The organism is Streptomyces africanus, from assembly GCF_030816955.1.
Lineage (GTDB): Bacteria > Actinomycetota > Actinomycetes > Streptomycetales > Streptomycetaceae > Streptomyces > Streptomyces africanus.
The window spans coordinates 1008955-1030736 of record NZ_JAUSYP010000001.1 but is presented as its reverse complement, the minus strand read 5'-3'; the positions used below and the strand labels follow the sequence as shown (position 1 = coordinate 1030736).

Below are 21782 nucleotides of genomic sequence, written 5' to 3'. Positions count from 1 at the left end.
GGTCAGAACCTGGGGCGAGGGGCCCGCTCCTCGACGATCTTCGCGGCCTCGGCCTCCGTCTCCACCGACGGCGGCGAACCGGCCAGGGGCTTGTTGGCGGTCTCCTTCATGCACAGCACGGCGATGACGCCGATGACCGCGGCCCCCGTGGAGTAGTAGGCCGGCATGAGGGTCGAGTCGAAGGCACTGATCAGGGCGGTGATCACCAGGGGAGTCGTACCGCCGAAGATCGAGGTGGCCAGGTTGTAGGCGACCGAGAGGGAGCCGTACCGGACGTGGGTCGGGAAGATCGCCGGGAGCGCCGCCGACATCGTGCCGAGCATCATCACCAGGGAGAGCCCCAGCAGCAGCAGCCCCAGGGCGATCAGGACGACACTGCCCTGCCGGATGAGCAGGAAGGACGGCACGGACAGGCAGAGGAAGCCGAGCATCCCCGCCATCAGCAGCGGCCTGCGCCCGAAGCGGTCCGACAGCCGTCCGACCTGGTTGATGACGCACATCTGGAGCACCATCACGATCAGCAGGATGAGCAGCCCGTGGTTGGTCTCGTAGCCCAGCTCGTCGGACAGGTACGTCGGCATGTACGACAGCAGCATGTAGTCGGTGATGTTGTACGCCGCGACCAGCGCGAGGCACAGCAGCAGCGGCCGCCAGTACCGGGTGAAGATCTTGCCGAGGTCTGCGGCGGCCGAGGTCTCCACGGAATCGGCGGCCTCGCTCGCCTTGACCTGGCCGCCCTCCAGCTTCTGGAAGGCGGGCGTCTCGTCCAGCTTCAGCCGCAGGTAGAGGCCGATGAAGCCGAGCGGGGCGGCGACCAGGAAGGGGATGCGCCAGCCCCACGCCAGCATCTGGTCGGCGCTGAGGAGCATCTGGAGGACGACGACGAGGCCGGAGGCCCCGACATACCCGGCGAGCGTGCCCAGCTCCAGGAAGCTGCCGAAGAAGCCGCGCCGCTTGTCGGGCGCGTACTCCGCGATGAACGTCGAGGCGCCCCCGTACTCCCCGCCGGTCGAGAATCCCTGCACCAGCCGGAAGAAGATCAGCAGAGCCGGGGCCCACAGACCGATGACGGCGTGCGACGGGACCAGGCCGATGGCGAAGGTCCCCACCGCCATCATGATCATGGTGAGGGAGAGGATGCGCTTGCGGCCGACCTTGTCGCCGAGCGGCCCGAACACCATGCCGCCGAGCGGGCGCACGAGGAAGGCCACCGCGAACGTCGCGAAGGAGCTGAGCAACTGGGCGGTGTCGTTCCCCGAGGGGAAGAACACCTTCCCGATGGTCGAGGCCAGATAGCTGTAGATGCCGAAGTCGTACCACTCCATCGCGTTGCCGAGGGCGGCCGCCTTCGTGGCGCGCTTGACCGCCGCCTCGTCGGTCACGGTGATGTCGCTGCGGCGCAGCTTCGGATGGCGTCGTTTCTCGATCGCCCGGAACAGCACCCGGTGTCGTCTCACGGCTGCGTGGTCCACCGACTCGTCGTTGTCGGGCGCCGCCATCACGTGGTTCCTTTCGCCGGTCGTCTATCCCAAGCACAACGCCTGCACAGATCTCGCGCGCTCAAACGAACCCCTTCGCACGGCGCCCGGATGACTACCGGCAGTGATGTCCGGATGCTTTGGGTGAGGCCCGCGCTGACTGCCGGCTGCGGTGTGTCCGGCGCCCCGGAGGGGGAACTTGGTTCGCCGCGGTGCCCACCCGGTGAGAGGAGCCCCAGGTGACAGCGTCAGCGGCGGGCGACCGGAACCAGGGCGCGCAGGAGGCCGGATACGAGCCGGATCCGCGCCGGTGGCGGGCCCTGTGGGTCACCCTGGTGGCCGGCTTCATGAGCCTGCTGGACGTCTCGATCGTGGTGGTCGCCCTGCCCTCCGTGCAGCGCGGCCTGGACGCCTCTCCCGCGCAGGTGCAGTGGGTGGTGTCCGGATACGCCCTCGCCTTCGCTCTCGCGCTCGTCACCGCCGGCCGCCTCGGAGACGCGCTGGGCCGGCGCCGCATCTTCCTGCTGGCCCTCAGCGGCTTCGTGCTCTTCAGCGTGGCCTGCGGGGCGGCCCCCGGCATCACGCTGCTGGTGGTGGCCCGCCTCGCCCAGGGCCTGGCGGCCGGGTTCATGGCGCCCCAGAACTCCGCGCTCATCCAGCAGATGTTCCGCGGCGGCGAACGCGGCCGTGCCTTCGGCTTCTTCGGCGCCACCGTCGGCATCTCGTCCGCAGTCGGCCCGCTCGCCGGCGGCCTGATCCTCGCCCTGGCCTCCGGCGACCAGGGCTGGCGGTGGATCTTCTACGTCAACGTGCCCATCGGGATCCTCGCCGTCCTCCTCGGCCGCCGTCTGCTGCCCCGCACCCGGCGCTCCGGCCGGCAGCACGTGGACCTGCCCGGCGTCCTGCTCCTCGGCCTCGGCGTCCTCGCGATGATGTATCCGCTGGTCCAGGCGGGCTCCGGCGGACTCGGTCGGCTGTGGTGGATGTTCCCCGCCGGTGCCGCGATCCTCTTCGGCTTCACCCGGTGGCAGCGTCGCCTCGTCGCACGGGACGTCCAGCCGCTGCTCGATCCACGCCTGTTCACCACCGTGCGCGGCTACGCGGTCGGCGCCGGCGTCGGCACGCTCTACTTCATCGGCTTCAGCGGCGTCTGGCTGGTCTTCGCGCTCTTCTACCAGGACGGCCTGGGCTTCTCCCCGCTCCGGTCCGGCCTCGCCGTGACGCCCTTCGCCCTCGGCTCGGCCTGCGGGGCCGCGGTCGCCGGCCGGCTGGTGGACCGGCTCGGCCGCATGCTCACCGTGGGCGGCCTCACGGCCGTGATCGCCGGCCTCGGCGGCACCGCGCTGCTGCTCCGCTTCGCGCCCCTGGACATCGCGCCCTGGGTCGCCGCCCCGGTGCTGTTCCTCGGCGGTGTCGGCAGCGGCTGCGTGATCTCACCGAACATCACCATGACGCTGCGCGAGGTGCCCGTGCGGATGGCGGGCGCGGCGGGCGGCGCCCTCCAGACCGGGCAGCGGCTCGGCGCAGCGGTGGGCACCGCCGCCCTGCCGGGTCTCTTCTACGTGGTGCTCGGCAGCGGCGACGACTACCGCGGCGCCCTCGCCACCGCGCTGGGTGCCGCCCTCCTCGGCATGCTGGCGTCCCTGGCCCTGGCGACATCCGACTTCAGGCGCGACCGGCGGACGCGGCAGCAGCACGGGACGTGCCCGGAGGATGTGGCCAACAGCCCGATACACGCCCGGCAGAACTGATTCCCGCGGCGCGCCGGCCGAGTACGGGGACCGGGCTCAGCCGGCGGCCAGCACCGCCTTCCCGGCGCCAGCACTCACCTGGTCGTTCGGGGCCAGCCGCAGGTAGGCGGTGATCTGCTTTCCCCTGAGGCGGGGTGCCACGGCGACCCGGTCGCTGACCGTGTGCACGAGCCGTAGTCCATGGCCTCCGACGCGGAACCGGTCGTCCTTCTGCACCGAGGGCTGCTCCGCCGAGGTGTCCCGCACGGTGATGGCCAGCCTTCCCCGGAACAGCCGCAGGATCAGCTCGCAGGGCCCGGGAGCATGCCGGATCGCGTTGGTGATCAGTTCGCTGACGACGAGTTCGGCATCCATGGCCAGAGAGGCCGGAATCGGGGCGAGAACGGTGTGCGGGCCGTGGGCGAGGAAGGCGCGCAGCGCCAGACGTGCGTCGACGGCGCTTGCCGCGCCGTCCGCCCAGGCCGCGCCGAAGCGCAGCGTGGCGTGCTCGTCCGCGCCCGGCCGATCTGCCGCCTGCTTCCCAAGCGGGTGGACCATACGGAGGCTCTTTCGTTGTGTTCGCCCCTGTCGGGCTGGTCTGTCGCCCTGCGTTTACCCGGGTGTGGACCACACATACCCGGGCAACCGCCGGGCGTTGTGCGGCTGCCCGGATCGGCAGAGCCACACGGGGCTGGTTTCGCCGCCACGGGGCACACGGGGAACGCCGGACGGCATCCCGCGGGGGACGGGCCGACAGCCGGCAGGGGCGGCCGATCAGCAAGGAGGCGACGACATGGCAGGGCCGGACCGTACGGAGACTGCCGCGCAGCAGTCTGTGGCCGTGCTCGACACCTCGCTGACCCGAGGCCTGGAGGCCCTCGGAACCGGCGCCTACGTCGTGGACGAGGAGGGCCGCATCCTCGCGGTCAACACCCGCGCCCGGGACCTGCTCGCCCGTACCGCCGAGGACCTGCTCGGGCACGACGCGCACGACCTGCTGCACCGGGACGCCCACGGGCAACCGCTGCCCACGTCGCGGTGCGCAATGCGGCAGGCCTTCCACGCCGGGCGGACCGCCCAGGGCGAGGAGGACTACTTCGCACGCGCAGACGGCTCCCTGCTGCCCATCGCCTGGCTGCTCACCCCGTACGACATCGGGGATGCCGGAGTCGGCACGCTCGTGCTCTTCCACACCGTCGAGCACACCCCGGAAACCGGCAAGCGGCCGGAGCCGACGGCCGGGCCGCTGCGGGAGCTGGAACGACTTGCCCTGCTGGCCGACGCCACCACGCGGCTGACCTCCACGCTCGACGACGACGAGGCGCTGGAACGCCTGGTGAGCCTGGTCGTGCCCCGGCTGGCGGACTGGGTGATCGTCGATCTCATCACCGAGCACGACGAAGTCTGGCGGACCGCCGTCGTCCACGCCGAAGGCGGCGCTCTGGTACGCCGCGACGACCTTCAGGGCCCGATGCCGCCCGTCCCGGAGGTGTCCCAGATGCCGCTGTCCAGAGCCCTGCGCGGCGTGGCCTCCACGGTGGCCGGGCCCGGCACCTACCAACGCGAACCGGACTCCGGCATCGCGGTCGAGCAGCGCCGGCTGTTCGACGCCACGGGGATGCACTCGGCGGCCATCGTGCCCATCCGCAGCACCCGCGCGGTGCTGGGGGCCCTGACGCTCGGCCGTGCCGAGGACCCGGTCGCCTTCACCCCCGCCGATCTCCCGCTGGTCGAGGACATCGCACGCCGGGCCGGCCTCGCCCTGGACAACGCCCGCCTGTACCAGCGCCAGCGCAAGGTCGCCGAGACCATGCAGAACCATCTGCTGCCCCAGATGCCGGGCGTCCCGGGGCTGCAGATGACCGTCCGCTACCTGCCCGCCCCCGACGCCTCACAGGTCGGCGGCGACTGGTACGACGCCTTCCCCCTGTCCGACGGATCCACGGCCCTGGCGGTCGGGGACGTCGTCGGGCACGACCTGGATGCGGCGGCCGGCATGGCCCAGGTGCGCAACATGCTCCGCGCCTACGCCTGGTCCCAGCACGAACCGCCCAGCCGGATCGTCACCCGGCTCGACGAAGCGCTCCAGCACATCACGGACGTCGACATGGCCACGATGATCTTCGCCCGCATCGAAGCGGCCGACGACGGCCAGTGGCAGCTGTCCTGGACCAACGCGGGCCACCCGCCGCCCCTGCTGATCAGCCGCGACGGCCTGGCGCGCTACCTCACCGACGGCCACGGCATCGTCCTGGGCACCGGCGGCGGCACCCCGCGCCCCGACGCCACGACCCTGCTCGCGCCCGGATCCACCCTCGTGCTGTACACCGACGGTCTGATCGAAGCGCCCGGCCACAGCCTCGACGAGGGCCTGGACCGGCTGTGCCGGCACGCCGCCGCCCTCGCCCACCGGCCCCTCTCCTCCTTCACCGACCACCTGCTGCGCCGCGTCCGCCCCGCCGACAACGAGGACGACGTCGCCCTCCTGGCCCTGCGCACACCTGTCCCCAGGGCACCAGGCGCCGGACGGTGACTCGACGCCCGACCCTCAGGGTTCGACATGGATCTTGGGGCCGGGCCCGGAGCCGGCCGGGCGCTCGCCGGCGAGGACGGGGCCCACGTCGTCGAGTCCCACGGTGGCGGCGACCAGCGGCCTGGGATCGACCGATCCGTCGGCGTACGCCCGGATGGTGGCGTCGAGGCCGGGGGAGGCGGACAGGACACCGGTCGCGGTCACGTCCTTGAGGACGAGCGTGCGGGTGTCGACCTTGCTGGGCTCGCCGGCCAGCCCGATGTACACGAGACGGCCCCCGGGCTCGACGAGTTCCAGGGCCAGATCCGGCAGCGAGGCGGCGTTCGAGGCGTCGACCACCGCGTCGAACGGCACGTCCGGCACGGAGTCCCGCGTCCACACGTGCGCGAAGCCCAGGGAGCGGGCGAAGCCGAGGGAGCTCTCGGTCGTGCCCAGGAGGTGCACCTCGGCACCGGACGCGCGCAGGAACATCGCCACCAGCAGCCCGATCGTCCCCGGGCCCAGGACCAGGGCGCGGTCCCCGGGCCCCGGCGCGGCGGCCCGAGCGGCGCGCAAGGCATTGCCGCCGGGCTCGACGAGCGCGCCGAGCACGGCGTCGACGGAGTCGGGCAGGGCGTGCAACGAAGAGGCGGGTACGGCGAGTTGCTCCGCCAGCGCGCCGGGCAGGCCCCCGCGTATGCCGACCTCCCGCCGCCGCTCGCACACATGCCGACGGCCGCGTCGGCAGCGGCGGCAGGAGCCGCAGCCGAGCATGGTGTCGCCCATGACACGGCGGCCGAGCCAGTCGGCATCGACACCGTCACCGACCGCCGCCACCCGCCCGGCCCACTCATGGCCCGGCCGCATCGGGTAGGCGGAGTGGCCTTGGTGGAGGTAGGCCATCGCGCCGGTGAAGAACTCCGCGTCCGTGCCGCACACCCCGACCCGCTCGACGTCGACGACGACCTCACCGGGACCGGCCACCGGCGCCGGGAGCTCCTGGACCTCGTACGCGCCGGGCCCGGTCAGGACGAACGCGCGCATCACAGGGCGGCGCACGGTGGGCGTGTCGCTCGGTCGACCGTCTGCCTATGCTTCATGACGTTCCGGAATCCAGACCGCTGTACCGTCCATTGGAAGGGCTCCATGGAGAGACTCCGCAGCGCGCAGTGGTACGAGGGACAGGACCGCAACGCCTACATCCACCGGGCATGGATGCGGCGCGGCGTGCCCGGCGACGCGTTCACCGGCCGGCCGCAGATCGCCATCGCCAACACCGCCTCGGACCTGACTCCGTGCAACGCGCATCTCGACGAGGTCGCGGCCTCGGTGCGCAACGGCGTGTACGAGGCGGGCGGCATCCCGCTGGACCTGCCCGTGGTGTCACTGGGCGAGACCCAGGTGCGGCCCACCGCCATGCTGTGGCGGAACATGGCCGCGATGGCCACGGAGGAGATGCTGCGGGCCAACCCCGTCGACGGCGTCGTCCTGCTCGGCGGCTGCGACAAGACGATCCCCTCGCTGCTCATGGCCGCCGCCTCGGTGGACCTGCCCGCGGTGGTGGTCCCCGGCGGTCCCATGCTCAACGGCACCTTCCGCGGCGGTCTGCTGGGCTGCGGCACCGGGGTGTGGCGTCTGTCGGAGGAGGTCCGCGCGGGCACGCTCTCCCAGGAGGAGTTCACCCGCTCCGAGTCGGCGATGATCCGCAGCCGCGGCCACTGCAACACCATGGGCACGGCCTCGACGATGGCGCTGGTGGCGGAGGCGCTGGGCACGGTCCTGCCCGGCACGGCCGGAACCCCCGCCCCCGACAGCCGGCTGCTGGAGGCCGCGCACCACACCGGCCGGCTGGCGGTGGACATGGTGGGCGCCGGACGGCGGCCCGCGACGTTCCTGACCGAGGCGTCCTTCCACAACGCGATCGTCGCGCTGGCCGCCATCGGCGGCTCGACCAACGCCGTCGTCCATCTCCTGGCCGTCGCGGGCCGGCTGGGCATCGACCTGTCGCTCGACGACTTCGACCGCATCGGCTCCCGGGTGCCGGTCCTGGTGGACCTCCAGCCGGCCGGCCGCTTCCTCATGGAGGACTTCCACCGTGCCGGGGGTCTGCTCGCCGTCCTGCGCGAGGTGCGCGACTTGCTCGACCCCGACGCGCTGACCGTCACCGGCAGGCCGCTCGTCGCCTGCCTCGACGACGCCGCGATCTGGGACGGCGAGGTCATCCGCACCCGCGGCCGGCCGCTGGTCGCCGAGGGCGGCATCGCGGTCCTGCGCGGCAACCTCGCCCCCGACGGCGCGCTCGTCAAACCGGCCGCCGCCTCACCGCACCTGCTCCGGCACCGGGGCCGGGCCGTCGTCTTCGACAGCATCGAGGACTTCCGCGCCCGGATCGACGACCCCGGTCTCGACGTCGACGCCGACTCCGTCCTGGTGCTGCGCGGCTGCGGCCCCAAGGGCTATCCGGGCATGCCCGAGGTCGCCAACATGCCGTTGCCCAAGAAGCTGCTGGAACAGGGCGTGCGGGACATGGTCCGGGTCTGCGACGGCCGGATGAGCGGCACCGCGTACGGCACGGTCGTCCTGCACGTGGCCCCCGAGGCAGCGGCCGGCGGCCCCCTCGCCCTCGTACGGACCGGGGACTTCATCACCCTCGACGTCGAGGCCCGCCGTATCGACGTCGACGTGCCGGAGGCCGAACTCGCCCGCAGGACCCCCGACCAGGCCACCGTCACCGGCTTCGCCGCTCCGCGGCGCGGCTGGGAACGCCTCTACATCGACCACGTCCTGCAGGCCGACACCGGAGCCGACCTCGACTTCCTCGTCGGCTCCAGCGGCTCCGAGGTGACCCGTGAGTCGCACTGACACCAGGTCACCCGGGGCATTCACCACGTCACGGGCAGCTCCGTGACGCCACCGGTGAGGGTGGTGCGCACCTCCAGTTCGTCCAGCTCCTTGGCGAGCCGCAGCCCGGGCAGCCGGCGGGCCAGCGTGGCGAACACGATGCGCAACTCCACCCGGGCCAGGCTCGCGCCGATGCAGAAGTGCACGCCGTGGCCGAAACCGAGGTGGGTGCGCTCGGGGCGGTCGGGGGCGAAGGTCTCGGCGTCCGTGTAGACGGAGGCGTCGCGGTTGGCGGCGTTGACCGACAGGACCACGGCGTCGCCGCGCCGGATGGTGACACCGGCGACGTCGACGTCGGTGTGCGCGTACCGCAGCAGTCCGAGGTCACCGGGCGCGCCCAGGCGCATGATCTCCTCGACGGTGGCGTTGACCCTGCCGTCGGGGTCGGCGGTCAGCGCCCGCCACTGGTCGAGACGCGTGAGCAGGAAGAGGATGCCCAGGCCGATGCGGTTGACGGTGGTCTCGTGGCCGGCGAACAGCAGCCCGACGCAGAGCTGGATCATGTCGGCGTAGTCGTAGTCCGCGTCGGTGCTCTGCGCGCGGACGAGGTCGGAGATCACGTCCTCGCCCGGCTGCGCGCGCTTGGTCTCGGCGAGTTTTGCCATGTACGCGTTGAACTCGTCCCGCGCCCGGTGGGCTTCGTCGCCGATGGCGTAGTCGGCCATGCGCTCCGACAGCGATGCGAAGAGCTCACGGTCGCTCTCCGGCACCCCGAGCAGCCGGCAGATGACCGCGACCGGCAGCGGGAAGGCCAGCCCGGCATGCAGGTCGACGACCCGGCCGGGGGCGGCGGCGTGCTCGGTGATCAGCCGGTCGACGCACGTGTCGACCAGGTGCTGGACGTGGTCGGTGAGCATCCGCATCCGCTTGGCCGAGAACGCCGGGGTCAGCAGCCGGCGCATCCGCGTGTGGTCGGCCTCCTCGGTGTCGTAGTTGCCCGTGGGGCCGTCCAGGACGGCGGCGGACGTCAGTCGGGACGCCCGCTCGGGCTCGGGGTGGGAGCGGCCGAGTCGCTTGTCGCCGAGCAGGTCGCGCACCTCCTCGAAGCGGGTGACCAGCCAGGCGGGGTCACCGGCCGGTGTGGTGACCGGCGTGACCGGCGCCTCGCGGCGCAGTACGTCGTAGAGAGGCGCGAGGTCGAGAACGTTCGGCCTCGGGAAGGGCAGTTGCTGACGCTCGGCGGTAACGCTCATGGCGCTCCTCCTGTGATCTCCGCATGCGATCTTCGAGCCGTCCCGACCGTAGCAGTTTATTGGCAGTAACTGTCATTAAAGTTTCGGCCAGTCGTCTCCCCTGTCGCGCGCGTGTTTAGATCGCCTGATGGAGGACGTCATGGTGGACAGCGGTCGTACATCCCGCCGGGGCCGGCCGCCGGTGAGCGAGGAGCAGCGCGGGCGGCAACGCCTCGGCATCTCCCGCCACGCGGTCCGGCTGTTCGCCGCGCAGGGCGTGGCCGCCACCTCCGGCGAGCAGATCGCGCGGGCCGCCGGAGTCTCCGAGCGCACGCTGTGGCGCTACTTCCCCACCAAGGAGAGCTGCGTCGAGCCGCTGCTCACGAAGATGCTCGACGCGTTCCGGACGGTCCTGCACGCCTGGCCGCCCGGATCCGGCCTGATCGAGCACCTGCGCGCGGCCTACCAGCCCGTCCTCGGCTCGTCGTCCGGTGAGGACGTCGAGGCGGTTCTCGCCGTGATCCGGATGACCCATGACGAACCCGCGCTGCGGGCCGCCTACCTCGTGCTCCGGGAGCGCGCGGAGGAGACGTTCACCGAGGTGCTCGCCGCACGCATGGGCATGCCGCCCGAGGCGTTCGAGGTGCGTGTGCAGGCCGCCGCCATGAACGCCGTGCTCAAGGTCGCGGCCGACGAGTTCGCCCGGGAGACGGCCGGCCGGGGCATCACCCCCGAGGTGCTGAACGATCACCGCGAACAACTCGCCCACGCCCTCGGCCTCGTCACCGGGAGACTCTCGGGCACGGACGCCGACTGAGGAGCCCGCGTCGCTTCAGTGCTCCCGGCGACCGGCCCGGGCGGCATGCGGGTCGTGGGCGCGTACGGCTGCCGCGACCGCGGCGTCGTCGGCCCGGCCGCGTGCTTCGAGGCCCGCGGCGACGCCCTCGATGGTGCCCTGCGGCTGGTTCTGGCTGAGCTTGAACTTGGCCTCGACCCGGCTGATGACCACCTCGACGCCGACGATGGCGCGCAGTTGCCGCTCGACGAACTTCGCCGGGGCCTGGTCGACGGACCAGGGTTCGGCGCGCCCGGCCTCGTGCCGGTCGGTCAGGCGGCGTATGTGGCCCTCGATCCAGGCCGGGTCGTCGTGCACGACCAACTGCCCGTACACATGGGCGGTGATGTAGTTCCAGGTCGGCACCACCCGGTGGTGCTCCTCCTTGGCCGGGTACCAGGAGGGCGTCACGTACGCCTCGGGTCCGCGGACGATCACCATGGCCTCGCCCTGCACCGGCCGGCGCCACTGGTCGTTGCCGCGCGCCATGTGGCCGATGAGAGCGCCGTGTTCGCCGGCCTCCGGGTCGTACTCGAACGGCAACAGGGTGGCCACGAGGCCCTCGGGGGTCATGGTGATCAGGTCGGACGCGCCCTGGTGGGCCAGCAGTTCACGGACCGCGGCCTCGTCGGGGACGAAGTGCTTGGGGAGGTACATGGGCAGCCTTTCGCGCTCAGGCGGTGGCCTCGGGGCCGGCCGGGCTGAGGTGGTGCACGGCGGTCCGGGCGGCATGCGGGGCGAGCAGGCCCTGCAACTCCTCCGCCGCGGCCTTGAGGAGACCGCCGTCGCGCGGGGCGTGGAGGGTTTCCAGGACGAAGGCGACGTGCGTGGAGTCCTCGGTGACGCGGGTGCGGTGGGCGTCGCGGTGGTTCCAGTGGCGCGTCAGGACGCCGGTGGCGTCCGCGTAGATGATCTCGCCGGACTTGGGGTGCTCGACGGTGTCGGGTTCGCCCAGCGGGGTGAAGGACTCGGTGCCGTCCGCGTAACGGATGGCGACGTCCCCGGCGACCCGGGACAGGTCGAAGGCGCCGGCGGGCAGGCCGTGCCGGACGGAGACGGCGTTGTAGGAGTCGACCGCCGGGTTGATGCGCGGCAGCGTTCCCTTCTTGGCGAGGCGGCGGCCGAGCGCGTCGACGCTGGGGCGGATACGGCGCGGGTTGGTGCCGAAGGAGCGGTAGGCGGTGTGCCAGGCCTCGATACGCGGGTCCGTCTCGTCGGCGGGCCGCCAGGTGTCGTCGGAGAGCCGCTGCTCCAGTTCCTCCAGGGCGGTGGCGGTGTGCGGCCAGGGTTCACGGCCGCGCAGGCCGGTGGCGGTGACCAGGGCGATGAGGGTGTCGGGGAAGGCCTCCGCCACGGCGGGGGTGAGGTGGAAGGCGGGCACGGCGGGTTTCCGTTTCTCGACTCGGGGCTCAGGGGCGGGGTTGCTCAGAGGCGGGGCTGCTCAGGTCAGGGCCAGGAGGCTGACCGCGACGGCGGCGGTGCCCAGGCCGACGAGCTGGCCGCGGTGGATGCGTTCGGCGAGCACGCCGCGGGCGAGCAGCACCGTACCGGCCGGGTAGAGGGCGGTGATCACGGCGACGACGGCGAGGTCCCCACTGCGGGCGGCCAGCAGGAACAACAGGTTCGCCACGGAGTCCAGCGCACCCGCGGCGGCCGACAGGGCGTACGCGGGCCGCTCGGTGCCCAGCCTGCGGTACATCAGCCCCGCCGCGGCCAGGGTGACGGCCGAGGAAACCGCCCGGCCGATGACCAGCGGGGCGACCCCGCTGTCGGACGGCGCCTGGTGCAGGCACACCAGCTGGAGGGCGATGGCGGCGCCCGCGCCGAAGGCCGGCAGCAGCGCAGTGCGGGACGGACGCGCCGAGCCCGCGCCGTGCCCGGCGCTGACCAGCACGACCGCCACCAGCGCGAGCGGCAGAGCCACCAGCCCCGCGGCGGCCAGGTGCTCGCCCTGCACCAGGCCCACACCGACGGGCAGTGCGGCGGACACCAGGGCCGTCACGGGCGACAGCACGTTCATCGGACCGATCGCCAGCGTGCGGTACAGCAGGGCGAACGCGGCGGCGGAGGCGACCCCGGAGGCGGCACCCCAGCCGAGGGCGCCGGCGCTGAAGGAGGCTCCGAGCACCGGCCACAGCACCAGCTCGACCGCGAGGCTCGCCGGGGCCGCGATCATGACGGTGCGCAGCACATGGGCCTTGCGGGCGCCGAGGCCGCCGAGGAAATCGGCGCATCCGTAGGCGAGCGAGCTGCCCAGGGCCAGCAGCAGAGCGATCACAGCACATCCCTTACCATTCAGTGGAACGACCAGACCGTACAACGGAACGACCGCCCGGTGTCAACCAAACGACCGTCCGGTGCAGTCGAATGTTCCAGCCGGCAAGGATGGTGATCAGGTGGCCGAGACAGCCGCAGCCCTGCGGACGGTCGCGCACAACGTCCGGGCGGCCCGCATCCGCGCGGGCCTCACCCTGGAGGAACTGAGCCGGCGCGCCCAGGTCAGCAAGGGCGCCCTGGTGGGTCTGGAGAAAGCGCAGGGCAACCCCAACCTGGCCACGCTGGTCCGGCTGGCCGACACCCTCGGCATCTCGGTCTCGGCCCTGATGCAGGGATCGCCCGAAGGCCGGGTCCGGGTCGTGTCCGCCGAGGCCGTGGCACCCCTGTGGACCGGAGAGCGGGGCAGCGAGGCCCGGCTGATGCTGACGACGTCGGGGCCGACGCCGGTCGAGATCTGGCGCTGGCGGCTCGAACCGGGCGAGGAGTACCCGAGCCACCCCCACCAGGGCGGCGTCGTGGAAACCGTCAGCGTCACCTCCGGCCGGATGACCCTGGTCGTCGACGGCACCGAGCACCCCGTCGAGGCGGGCCAGACCGCCACGTTCGACGGCGACACCCCGCACACCTACCGCGGCTCGGGCACCGAAGCCTGTCACCTGATCATGACGGTCCACCTGCCGCCCGGCCCGGCCCCGGCGAACTGACCCCCCGGCCGACGCCGGCACCGGCTTCTCTCTGCGGACTCGCGAACCTCATCGGTCACGCCGGTTTCGCGACGTGTGTGACGCGGAGAAGGTCCAGTTTCCCCGCGCCGCTGCTTCCGGCCGCAGCCGTGTAGGTGACCATGCGCAGGTCCGCGCCGGGGACGACGAGGACATCGCAGTCGAGCAGGATGTCGCCGATCTCCGGATGGAGGATGGTCTTGCGGTCGGTCGTGTGCTGGGCGGCGGCCGGCTGCGTGGTCCAGAGACGGGCGAAGGCGTCGGACGTCTCCCGCAGTTCCCGCACGAGACGATCGAGCCGGCCGTCCGCGGGATAGCGGGAGACGGCGTCCTTGAGGTCGACGACGATCGACGCCGCCAGGGCGTCCGGTCCACGCTCGGACCGGACGGGGAGCATCGAGGCGTGAGCGGCACCGTTGCCGAAGAGGGCACGGGCGAGGTTGCGTTCGACGGCCGGGAGGAGGGCGGGGTCACCGTGCAGGGCGCTCCACATCGTGTTCCACCACACCAAGGTCCAGTCGGCGCTGAACACGCCGATCGGGACGTCGCCGAGGCGCGCGGCCAGCCGCTGGATGCCCGCCGGCACATGGGTGCTGACCGTCCCGTCCCGCGGCGGCAGCAGCCCGGCGCTGCGGTACAGCTGGTCGCGCTCGGCACGGGAGAGCTGCAGGGCCCGGGCGAGAGCGCCGACGACCTGGGCCGAGGGGTTCTTCGCGCGTGACTGTTCCAGGCGCAGGACGTAGTCGACGGACAGCCCGGCCAGCTGCGCCAGTTCCTCGCGGCGCAGCCCGGGGGCACGGCGGCCGTCCGTCACGGTGAAGCCGGCGTCGGCCGGGGAGAGACGGTCGCGCCAGGCGCGCAGGAGTTCGGCGAAGCCGGAGCGGGAGGAAGCCATGGGGGTCATTCTCGCCGCGCGGCGCCGGCAACAGCCTGGGTACTGCCAGTCCTAGTGACGGGGACGGCACTGGTCGGCGGCGGCGCACCCGGCGAGCGTGGAGCGAGGTGCCCGAGCCGGGGCGCCCACGGCTGACCGGAGAAGGAGCCTCCCTGTGAAGCACACCATCGTGATGACGGGCGCGAGCCGCGGGATCGGCCGCGTCGCCGCCGGGCACATCCTGCGAAGGTCGCCGGATACGCACCTCTTGGTGGTCGCCCGTGGAACCTCCGGTACACAGCTCGCCGCGGAACTCGCCACGGGCGGGCACGCCGTCTCGCACGTCTCGGCGGACCTCGGCTCGCTGGGCAGTGTCCGCTCGGCCGCCACCGAGATCCGCGGCCGGCTCGACCACGGTGACCTTCCGCCGCTGCGCGGCTTCGTGGGCAACGCGGGCATCCAGTACACGAACGCGCTCACCGAAGGACCGGAGGGATTCGAGTCCACCTTCACGGTCAACGTGCTCGCCCACCACTTGTTCGTCCGCCTGCTCCAGGACCGCTTCGCCGCTCCCGCCCGGATCGTGATCACCGCCAGCGACACGCACTTCGGCGACTTCAGGCACAACCTGGGCATGGTGCCCGGCCCGGCCTGGAAGTCCCCGGACGTCCTCGCCCGCGCGGGCGCCTTCCCCAGGGCGGACACCACGACCGCCGGGCGCACCGCCTACTCGACGAGCAAACTGGCCGCCATCTACCTCGTGCACGAGTACGCACGCCGCCTGCCCGCCGGGATCGACGCCGTCGCCTACAACCCGGGCTTCGTCCCCGGCACCGGCCTCGCCCGCAACGCCGACCCCGTCTCCCGCTTCGCCATGCGGCGCATCCTGCCGCTGATGGCCCTCACCCCGTTCGCCACCGGCCGCAACGCCGCGGGCCGCTGCCTCGCCGACGTCGTCCTGGGCACGACCGGGGCGCCGACCGGCTCCTACGTCGACCGCAACCGTGTGGACCGCTCGTCCGAGGAGTCCTACGACCCACGGCGCGAAGGCGAACTCTGGGATGCCGTCGAACGGTTGACCGCAGTGTGAGGAGCCAGGACGGATGCGCGCGCAGAGTCGCAGCAAGTCTTCCGCCGCGGGTATGGCCCTCGACGGCCGACCGCCCAACACTGTGGGAACGCACGCGAGTCGGGGGAGGGCGCGGCATGGCGACGCGTACGGAGTCACCGCAGGCGGGGTTACCGGAGGGGCGGCGTCCGGAGCTGGACGTGATGCGGATGGTGGTGGTCATCGGGCTGGTCTTCTTCCACTCGGCGCTGGTGTTCGCGACCGAGGGCGACTTCTACGTCAGGAACGCCGAGACCACCGAAGTCATCACGATCATCGCCGGGTTCGGGGTCGTCTGGGCGATGCCCCTGCTGTTCCTGATCTCCGGCCTGAGTGCCCGGCACTCGCTGCAGCGCCGTGGCGCGGGCACCTTCGCCGCAGAGCGCTTGCTTCGGCTGGGAACCCCGCTGCTCCTCGCGACCCTCCTGTTGAACCCCCTCCCGCAGTGGCTGCGGCTGCGCTCGTCCGACCCCGACTACGACGAGTCGTACGTCGAATTCCTGCCCCGCTTCTTCGACGTGCACGTGGAGTTCGACGAACTGCCCTTCCTCGTCCAGGGGGAGCACTTCGAGACCGGTCATCTCTGGTTCGTCGTACTGCTGCTGACGTTCTCCCTGATGCTGGCACCCCTCCACCGCTTCCTGCCCCACGAGCCCCTCCGCCGGCTCGCCGACCGCGTGGCGGCCGTGACCCTGCGCCGGCGCGGCGTCGTACTGCTCCCGGCCCTCGCCTTCGCCGCGATCTGCGCCTTCGCCGGCATGGAGGAGGACTACGCGGGCTGGCACCGCTGGTCGTACCTCCTCTTCTTCGCCGCCGGATTCACCCTCGCCACCGACCCTCGCTTCCGCACCGTCATGCGTCGTGACGCACGCTCCGCGGCCTGTCTCGGCACCCTCCTGTTCATGGCCGCCGCCCCGGGCTTCACCACGGCCGACGACCCCTTCACGGCGACGACCCCCCTGGCCGTCGTCTCCCGGGCCCTGTTCGGGGCGGCCGGCTGGTGCCTGGTGGTCGCCATCCCGGGCCTCCTCGACCGCTCCCGCCGACAGCCACCACAGGGGCCCCTGCCTCCGACGACTCCGACTGCTCCGACGAGGCGTCAGCGCGTGTACGGGTACCTCGCCGCCGCCGTCCTTCCGCTGTATGTCCTCCACCAGCCGATCGTCGTCGCCGTCGCCTACTTCGTGGTGGGCTGGCGGGCGCTGATTCCGGTCGAGTACGTGGTGCTGGTGACGATCTCCCTCGCCCTGACGCTCGCGGCGTACGAGCTGTTGGTGCGCAGGACGCGGGTGACGCGTTTCCTGTTCGGGATGCGGGGCTGAGGAAACCGCCTCGTCAGCCCGTGGCCGCCTTGATCTTGTTGCCGCAGGGCCCGAGCGCACGGACGCACTGCGCGCCAAGTCGGCATCGAGCCCTTCGACATGGTCGTGGCCGAGTCCGCCATGGCCTGACGCCCGTCGGGTCGTCGCCGTGCGCGTCAGGCTGCCGTCCTGACCGGCGAGCCCGTCCGGGCCGGCTGCCGTACGACGTGACGGCGGCGGGCCGGCAGGCCGAGCATCGGGTGGGCGACGCCCCAGACCGCGCCCTTGCAGACCAGTTCCTTGTAGACGGCGGCGAGCCGGCCCGTCAGGGCCGCCCGGACGGAGCGGTCGTCGGCGGTGACGTACTGGATCAGGCCTTCCCCGCGGCCCAGCGAGATGCACTGGTTGAAGTAGCGCAGCGGCGCGTTCGGGAGCTTCCCGCCGGTCAGGCGGGCCGCGATGGCGTCGGCGGCCTGCCACGCCATGGGCGTGCCGGAGGCGCACGACATCCGCAGCGGCTTGTCGCCCGGGCCCATGGCCAGGGCCGCGTCGCCGACGGCGTACACGTCCGGGTGCGAGACCGAGCGCATGGTCCCGTCGACCACGATCCGGCCGGTGTCGGTGACGTCCAGGGTGGTGGCCTGCGCGATCGGGTGGACGGCGAAGCCGGTGGTCCACACGGTGACCGCGGCCGGGATCGTCTCGCCGCCGGCGGTGCTGACCCGGTCGGCCTCGACACCGGTCACCAGGGCGTGCTCGTGGACGGTGATGCCGAGCTTGTCGAAGACCTTCCGCAGGTGCCGGCGGCCCTTGGGGGAGAGCCAGTCGCCGAGCTCGCCGCGGGCGGCGAGGGCGACGTCGAGGTCCGGGCGGGCCTCGGCGATCTCGGTCGCGGCCTCCAGGCCCGTGAGTCCGCCGCCGACCACGACCACGGACTCTCCGGCGTCCAGGCGGGCCAGGCGCTCGCGCAGCCGCAGTGCGCCGGGCCGGCCGGCGATCTGGTGGGCGTGCTCGGCGGCGCCGGGGACGCCCTGGTCGTTCCAGCCGCTGCCGAGGGCGTACACGAGGGTGTCGTACTCCAGCTCCTCGGCCTCCGGCTCGCCGGGGCCGTTCGCGTCGACGACGGCGACGGCCTTGCGGTCGACGTCGACACCGGTGACCTTCGCGATCTTCAGTGCGACGCCGGTGCCCGCGAACATCTCGCCGAGGGGCCGGGGACGGAGGTCCTGGCCGGTCGCGAGCTGGTGCATCCGGACCCGTTCGACGAAGTCGGGCTCGGCGTTGACGAGGGTGATGGCGACGTCTTCACGGTGCAGCCGCCTGGCGAGGCGGCCGGCGGCGATGGCTCCGGCGTAGCCGGCTCCGAGGACGACGATGCGGTGCTGCATTTCCGGACTCCTGTCTTGAGCGGGACTCGCCCCCTGAACCGGGCAGCCCGCCGTTTCCTGACAGGAAGGCGGTGTGAAGCACGTCACATCATGGTCGGCGGGGTCAGAAGACCGTGAGCAGGGGATCGCCGTGGTCGGAGGCCGCCCACCGCCTGGTCGCGCGTTCGAGCTTGTCGGGGTTGACCTGGTTGCGAAACGCGGCGATGCCCTCGGGGGTGATCTCCAGGCACATGACGCCGATGACCCGGCCGTCGAGGACCACGACGAGGGCGGGGTCGCCGTTGGCGGTCGTGGCGTAGACGTCGGGCGAGCCGCCGACCAGGTCGCGCTTGGCCTTGCCGGGCTTGAACAGGCCCCGCATGAACTTCGCGACCGCGAGGGCACCCTCGAACGCCCTGGCGCGGGCCGGGACCTTCCCGCCGCCGTCGCCGACCGCGATGGCGTCCTGGGTGAGCAGCCGCACGAGCGGCTCGGTCCGGCCGCTGGTGGCGGCCGCGAGGAACTCGTCGACGATCCGCCGGGCGGCGGCCTCGTCGACCTCGGTGCGGGCCTTGCCCTCCGCGACGTGCTTCTTGGCGCGGTGGAGGATCTGCTGACTGGCGGCCTCGGTGATGTCGAGGATCTCGGCGATCTCCCGGTGCGGGTAGTCGAACGCCTCCCGCAGGACGTACACCGCCCGCTCGTTGGGGGAGAGGCGCTCCAGCAGGGCGAGGACCGCGTACGAGACCGATTCGCGCTGTTCGGCGGTGTCGGCCGGGCCCAGCATCGGATCCCCGGCGAGCACCGGCTCGGGCAGCCACTGGCCCACGTAGGTCTCGCGGCGCGCGCGGGCCGAGGTGAGCTGGTTGAGGCACAGGTTGGTGAGCACCTTCGTCAGCCAGGCCTCGGGGACCTCGATGCGGTCGACGTCGGTGGCCTGCCAGCGCAGGAAGGTCTCCTGCACGGCGTCTTCGGCCTCGCTCGCGGAACCCAGGAGACGGTAGGCGATGGCCTCCAGGCGGGGCCTGGCTGCCTCGAACCGGTCGACGTCGTTCATGGTCAGGGCCATGACCATGATCCTAGCGTCGCTAACCGTGCAGTTCGCGATAGGCGGCGACCGCCCCTGGATGCAGGGGGACGGCGCCGGTGGAGATCAGGCTGCGGGCGTCGAGGAACTGGGTGCCGAGGGCCGGGGCGGGGACGAGGCGGGTGGCCCGGCGGACCAGGACGCGGGTGAGGGCGGCGGCGACGGGGTCGGGGAGGCCGGGGCGGCACAGCAGCAGGTTGGCGACGCCGATGGTGCGGACCTCGGGGGTCCCCCGGTACGCCCCGGCCGGCACCGTCACCGCCTCCAGACCCGACCCTTCCGGGCCGAGGCCGGCGCGCAGCCGCGGCAGCAGGCCGGACAGGGGCAGCAGACGGATGCCCGGGCGGGTGTCGAGCCCGGACAGCACGGGGAGCGGCACACCCCCCGCGACCAGCAGGGCGTCGATCGCGCCGGCCCGCATCGCACGGGCCGCCTCGGGCATCAGCAGATGCCGGACCTGTACGTCCGTGCCGGGGGTCAGGCCCGCGGCCCGCAGCAGACGGTCGCCGAGCACGGCACCGCCGGACGCGGGCGCCCCCAGCGAGACGGTGCGGCCCGCCAGGTCGGACACGCTGTGGAGGGGCGCCTCGGCGCGCACGGCCAGCTGGACGTAGTTCTCGTAGACCCTGCCGATCGCGCGCAGCGGGACGCGGCGGCCGAACGGCGCGGTGCCGCCGTACGCCGCCCACGCGATGTCCGACAGGGCCAGGGCCACGTCGGCCCGGCGGGCCCGGAGCAGGCGTACGTTGGCCACGCTGCCCTCGCTGTTGACCACCTCGCAGGACAGCCGGGGGTAGGCGGCCGTGACCTGGGCCGCGAGCAGTCGGCCGAAGGCCGCGTAGAACCCGTCGGTCTCGCCGGTCGCGATCCTCAGCACCCCCTCCGGGCCGCTGTCCGCGCGCCGCGCGTCCGCCGCCGCGGAACCTGCGAGCAGGCCGGCGCCGGCCGCGCCGAGGCCGACGCGCAGGACGGTGCGCCGGGCCGGGGGGCGGGCGGGGCCGGTCATGCCGTGGGTCCCTTCGGGAGCACGACCCGGACGCGCAGACCGTGCGGTTCGGCCGCCGTGAACTCCACGTGTCCGGCGTGACCGGCCACCAGGCGCTCGGCGATCGCCAGGCCGAGGCCGCTGCCGCGTACCTCGCGGTGCCGTTCCGAGCGCCAGAAACGGGTGCCCGCGCGGGGGAGTTCGCCGGTGTCCAGGCCCGGTCCGTCGTCCCGCACCTCGCACACCGCGTCCGCGCCCTCGGTGAAGCAGCGTGCCTCCACGCGGGCGCCGCTGCCCGCGTACTTGATCGCGTTGTCGAAGAGGATGTCGGCCACCTGGGCCAGCTCGCCCTCCGGGCAGGCCATGAGGACGGCGGGGCCGGGGACGAACTCCAGGCGCACTCCGGCCTGTTCGGCCACCGGCTGCCACAGCCGGACCTGGGCCGCGGCGACCGCCGTCGCGTCGCAGCACGCTTCCCCTGCGTCCGTGACGGCCAGCTCACCGGCACGGTGCTCGGCGTTCGCCAGGGTGAGCAGGTCGTCGAGGAGGTGCTCCATGCGTTCGAGTTCGGACGTCACGCCGGTGTAGGTGCGGGTGGCGGAGGTGCGCAGATGGGGCTGGAGCGAGTCGATGCGCAGCCGCAGGGCGGCCAGGGGGTTGCGCAGCTGGTGCGAGGTGTCGGCGACCAGCCGGCGCTGCTGTTCCAGCGCGGTGGTGACCGCGTCGGCCATCCGGTTGAAGCCGGTGGCCAGCTGGCGCAGCTCCGGCGGACCGCCGGCCCGCGCGTGCTCGGGCGGCAGGCCGGCGGCCAGGGCGCCGACCGCGCGGTCGAGGCGGTGCAGCGGCCGTACGACCCACTGCGTGGCCCGGCGGGCGAGCAGCACACAGGCCACGGCGAACAGCCCGGCGCCCGCCAGCACGAGCGCCCACCGCAGGGCGATGTCGTCCGCCGCGGCCCGCACCGAGGCCCGCAGCACCACGGCGCCGGACACCCTGGTGCCGGTCCCCACGGGACGGGCGAGCAGCCGGTCGGCCCGTGACCAGGGCCGCAGCGTCCCGCCGGGCGAGACGGGCTGGTTGCGCAGCGCCGCGTCGACGAGCCGGGCGACGGCCGGGTCGGCGGCGCGCAGGCCGCCCGTCTGCACCAGCGGGGCACGGCGGGCGTCGACGACCACGACGGCCTCGCCGTACAGCTCGGTGTAGCGGCGCACGTCGGCCGTGAGCGCGCCGGTGTCGTCGCTCTCGGCGGCCTGCTCGGCCAGCCCGGCGAAACGGTCGAGGTCGGCGGTGCGCGCGGAGACGAGCTGCTGGGTGCGCTGCGCGGCGGTGACGGCCAGCAGCGGGACGGCGAAGCCGGCCACGGCGAGGACCACGAAGGCCAGGACCACGGTGAGGACGCGGGTGCGCATGAACAGGGCCTGCCGTCAGTGACC

The 21782-nt window shown here is 72.9% G+C and carries 19 protein-coding genes; 7 read left to right on the top strand and 12 right to left on the bottom strand.

The window, feature by feature from the left end:
- Nucleotides 1–2: 2 nt before the first annotated feature.
- Complete coding sequence (proP, locus tag QF034_RS04895) at nucleotides 3–1499, bottom strand: glycine betaine/L-proline transporter ProP (protein WP_307173755.1); 1497 nt, start codon at nucleotides 1497–1499, stop codon at nucleotides 3–5.
- Between the two features lie 218 nt (nucleotides 1500–1717).
- Between proP and QF034_RS04890 the strand changes: the two genes are divergently transcribed.
- The gene (locus QF034_RS04890; RefSeq protein ID WP_307173754.1) at nucleotides 1718–3229 is read left to right on the top strand and encodes an MFS transporter; all 1512 of its coding nucleotides are present in this window, start codon (nucleotides 1718–1720) and stop codon (nucleotides 3227–3229) included.
- 36 nt (nucleotides 3230–3265) lie between these two features.
- Here QF034_RS04890 and QF034_RS04885 read toward each other — a convergent pair whose 3' ends face one another.
- Complete coding sequence (locus tag QF034_RS04885; RefSeq protein WP_307173753.1) at nucleotides 3266–3766, bottom strand: ATP-binding protein; 501 nt, start codon at nucleotides 3764–3766, stop codon at nucleotides 3266–3268.
- A 235-nt stretch (nucleotides 3767–4001) separates the two neighbouring features.
- Between QF034_RS04885 and QF034_RS04880 the strand changes: the two genes are divergently transcribed.
- Entirely contained in the window at nucleotides 4002–5741 is a 1740-nt protein-coding gene (locus tag QF034_RS04880; protein WP_307173752.1) for a SpoIIE family protein phosphatase, read from the top strand.
- Nucleotides 5742–5756: 15 nt separating this feature from the next.
- Here QF034_RS04880 and QF034_RS04875 read toward each other — a convergent pair whose 3' ends face one another.
- Complete coding sequence (locus QF034_RS04875) at nucleotides 5757–6764, bottom strand: zinc-dependent alcohol dehydrogenase (protein WP_307173751.1); 1008 nt, start codon at nucleotides 6762–6764, stop codon at nucleotides 5757–5759.
- A 102-nt stretch (nucleotides 6765–6866) separates the two neighbouring features.
- On the opposite strand from QF034_RS04875, the gene QF034_RS04870 reads away from it, so the two are divergent.
- Entirely contained in the window at nucleotides 6867–8582 is a 1716-nt protein-coding gene (locus QF034_RS04870) for an IlvD/Edd family dehydratase (protein ID WP_307173750.1), read from the top strand.
- Between the two features lie 20 nt (nucleotides 8583–8602).
- On the opposite strand, the gene QF034_RS04865 is transcribed toward QF034_RS04870, so the two are convergent.
- Complete coding sequence (locus tag QF034_RS04865) at nucleotides 8603–9814, bottom strand: cytochrome P450 (protein ID WP_307173749.1); 1212 nt, start codon at nucleotides 9812–9814, stop codon at nucleotides 8603–8605.
- Between the two features lie 139 nt (nucleotides 9815–9953).
- Here QF034_RS04865 and QF034_RS04860 point away from each other — a divergent pair, with 139 nt between their 5' ends.
- A complete protein-coding gene (locus tag QF034_RS04860) occupies nucleotides 9954–10610 on the top strand; it encodes a TetR/AcrR family transcriptional regulator (RefSeq protein ID WP_307173748.1) in 657 nt (218 codons plus the stop codon).
- A 15-nt stretch (nucleotides 10611–10625) separates the two neighbouring features.
- Here the strand turns inward: QF034_RS04860 and QF034_RS04855 are convergent, their stop codons facing one another.
- The 3 genes from QF034_RS04855 to QF034_RS04845 are packed head-to-tail and all read right to left on the bottom strand — an operon-like array spanning nucleotide 10626 to nucleotide 12906.
- The gene (locus QF034_RS04855) at nucleotides 10626–11285 is read right to left on the bottom strand and encodes an FMN-binding negative transcriptional regulator (protein ID WP_307173747.1); all 660 of its coding nucleotides are present in this window, start codon (nucleotides 11283–11285) and stop codon (nucleotides 10626–10628) included.
- 16 nt (nucleotides 11286–11301) lie between these two features.
- Entirely contained in the window at nucleotides 11302–12009 is a 708-nt protein-coding gene (locus tag QF034_RS04850; protein ID WP_307173746.1) for a B3/B4 domain-containing protein, read from the bottom strand.
- Between the two features lie 60 nt (nucleotides 12010–12069).
- A complete protein-coding gene (locus QF034_RS04845) occupies nucleotides 12070–12906 on the bottom strand; it encodes an EamA family transporter (protein WP_307173745.1) in 837 nt (278 codons plus the stop codon).
- A 118-nt stretch (nucleotides 12907–13024) separates the two neighbouring features.
- On the opposite strand from QF034_RS04845, the gene QF034_RS04840 reads away from it, so the two are divergent.
- Entirely contained in the window at nucleotides 13025–13609 is a 585-nt protein-coding gene (locus QF034_RS04840; protein ID WP_307173744.1) for a helix-turn-helix domain-containing protein, read from the top strand.
- A 55-nt stretch (nucleotides 13610–13664) separates the two neighbouring features.
- Here the strand turns inward: QF034_RS04840 and QF034_RS04835 are convergent, their stop codons facing one another.
- Nucleotides 13665–14522, bottom strand: a complete 858-nt coding sequence (locus QF034_RS04835) for a helix-turn-helix transcriptional regulator (RefSeq protein WP_307173743.1) — start codon at nucleotides 14520–14522, stop codon at nucleotides 13665–13667.
- Nucleotides 14523–14676: 154 nt separating this feature from the next.
- Here QF034_RS04835 and QF034_RS04830 point away from each other — a divergent pair, with 154 nt between their 5' ends.
- Together QF034_RS04830 and QF034_RS04825 are read left to right on the top strand one after the other, a co-directional pair.
- The gene (locus QF034_RS04830; RefSeq protein ID WP_307173742.1) at nucleotides 14677–15591 is read left to right on the top strand and encodes an SDR family NAD(P)-dependent oxidoreductase; all 915 of its coding nucleotides are present in this window, start codon (nucleotides 14677–14679) and stop codon (nucleotides 15589–15591) included.
- Nucleotides 15592–15707: 116 nt separating this feature from the next.
- Entirely contained in the window at nucleotides 15708–16931 is a 1224-nt protein-coding gene (locus tag QF034_RS04825; protein ID WP_307173741.1) for an acyltransferase family protein, read from the top strand.
- Nucleotides 16932–17086: 155 nt separating this feature from the next.
- On the opposite strand, the gene QF034_RS04820 is transcribed toward QF034_RS04825, so the two are convergent.
- The 4 genes from QF034_RS04820 to QF034_RS04805 form a co-directional block, all read right to left on the bottom strand.
- Complete coding sequence (locus QF034_RS04820) at nucleotides 17087–18298, bottom strand: NAD(P)/FAD-dependent oxidoreductase (protein ID WP_307173740.1); 1212 nt, start codon at nucleotides 18296–18298, stop codon at nucleotides 17087–17089.
- 103 nt (nucleotides 18299–18401) lie between these two features.
- Nucleotides 18402–19346 carry an RNA polymerase sigma-70 factor gene (locus QF034_RS04815; protein ID WP_307173739.1) on the bottom strand — a complete coding sequence of 315 codons (945 nt, stop codon included), beginning with the start codon at nucleotides 19344–19346 and terminating at the stop codon, nucleotides 18402–18404.
- 19 nt (nucleotides 19347–19365) lie between these two features.
- Entirely contained in the window at nucleotides 19366–20370 is a 1005-nt protein-coding gene (locus tag QF034_RS04810) for a TAXI family TRAP transporter solute-binding subunit (RefSeq protein ID WP_307173738.1), read from the bottom strand.
- Nucleotides 20367–21758: a sensor histidine kinase gene (locus QF034_RS04805; RefSeq protein ID WP_307173737.1), complete on the bottom strand. Its 1392-nt coding sequence runs from the start codon at nucleotides 21756–21758 to the stop codon at nucleotides 20367–20369. The genes QF034_RS04810 and QF034_RS04805 overlap by 4 nt, the downstream gene beginning before the upstream one ends.
- Nucleotides 21759–21782: the final 24 nt, after the last annotated feature.

What these genes read in the sequence shown, in the direction of transcription:
- proP (WP_307173755.1), bottom strand. Translation starts at nt 1,499, where the DNA reads ATGGCGGCGCCCGACAACGACGAGTCGGTGGACCACGCAGCCGTGAGA.
- QF034_RS04885 (WP_307173753.1), bottom strand. Translation starts at nt 3,766, where the DNA reads ATGGTCCACCCGCTTGGGAAGCAGGCGGCAGATCGGCCGGGCGCGGAC.
- QF034_RS04880 (WP_307173752.1), top strand. Translation starts at nt 4,002, where the DNA reads ATGGCAGGGCCGGACCGTACGGAGACTGCCGCGCAGCAGTCTGTGGCC.
- QF034_RS04875 (WP_307173751.1), bottom strand. Translation starts at nt 6,764, where the DNA reads ATGCGCGCGTTCGTCCTGACCGGGCCCGGCGCGTACGAGGTCCAGGAG.
- QF034_RS04870 (WP_307173750.1), top strand. Translation starts at nt 6,867, where the DNA reads ATGGAGAGACTCCGCAGCGCGCAGTGGTACGAGGGACAGGACCGCAAC.
- QF034_RS04865 (WP_307173749.1), bottom strand. Translation starts at nt 9,814, where the DNA reads ATGAGCGTTACCGCCGAGCGTCAGCAACTGCCCTTCCCGAGGCCGAAC.
- QF034_RS04860 (WP_307173748.1), top strand. Translation starts at nt 9,954, where the DNA reads ATGGTGGACAGCGGTCGTACATCCCGCCGGGGCCGGCCGCCGGTGAGC.
- QF034_RS04855 (WP_307173747.1), bottom strand. Translation starts at nt 11,285, where the DNA reads ATGTACCTCCCCAAGCACTTCGTCCCCGACGAGGCCGCGGTCCGTGAA.
- QF034_RS04835 (WP_307173743.1), bottom strand. Translation starts at nt 14,522, where the DNA reads ATGGCTTCCTCCCGCTCCGGCTTCGCCGAACTCCTGCGCGCCTGGCGC.
- QF034_RS04825 (WP_307173741.1), top strand. Translation starts at nt 15,708, where the DNA reads ATGGCGACGCGTACGGAGTCACCGCAGGCGGGGTTACCGGAGGGGCGG.
- QF034_RS04820 (WP_307173740.1), bottom strand. Translation starts at nt 18,298, where the DNA reads ATGCAGCACCGCATCGTCGTCCTCGGAGCCGGCTACGCCGGAGCCATC.
- QF034_RS04815 (WP_307173739.1), bottom strand. Translation starts at nt 19,346, where the DNA reads ATGGCCCTGACCATGAACGACGTCGACCGGTTCGAGGCAGCCAGGCCC.
- QF034_RS04810 (WP_307173738.1), bottom strand. Translation starts at nt 20,370, where the DNA reads ATGACCGGCCCCGCCCGCCCCCCGGCCCGGCGCACCGTCCTGCGCGTC.
- QF034_RS04805 (WP_307173737.1), bottom strand. Translation starts at nt 21,758, where the DNA reads ATGCGCACCCGCGTCCTCACCGTGGTCCTGGCCTTCGTGGTCCTCGCC.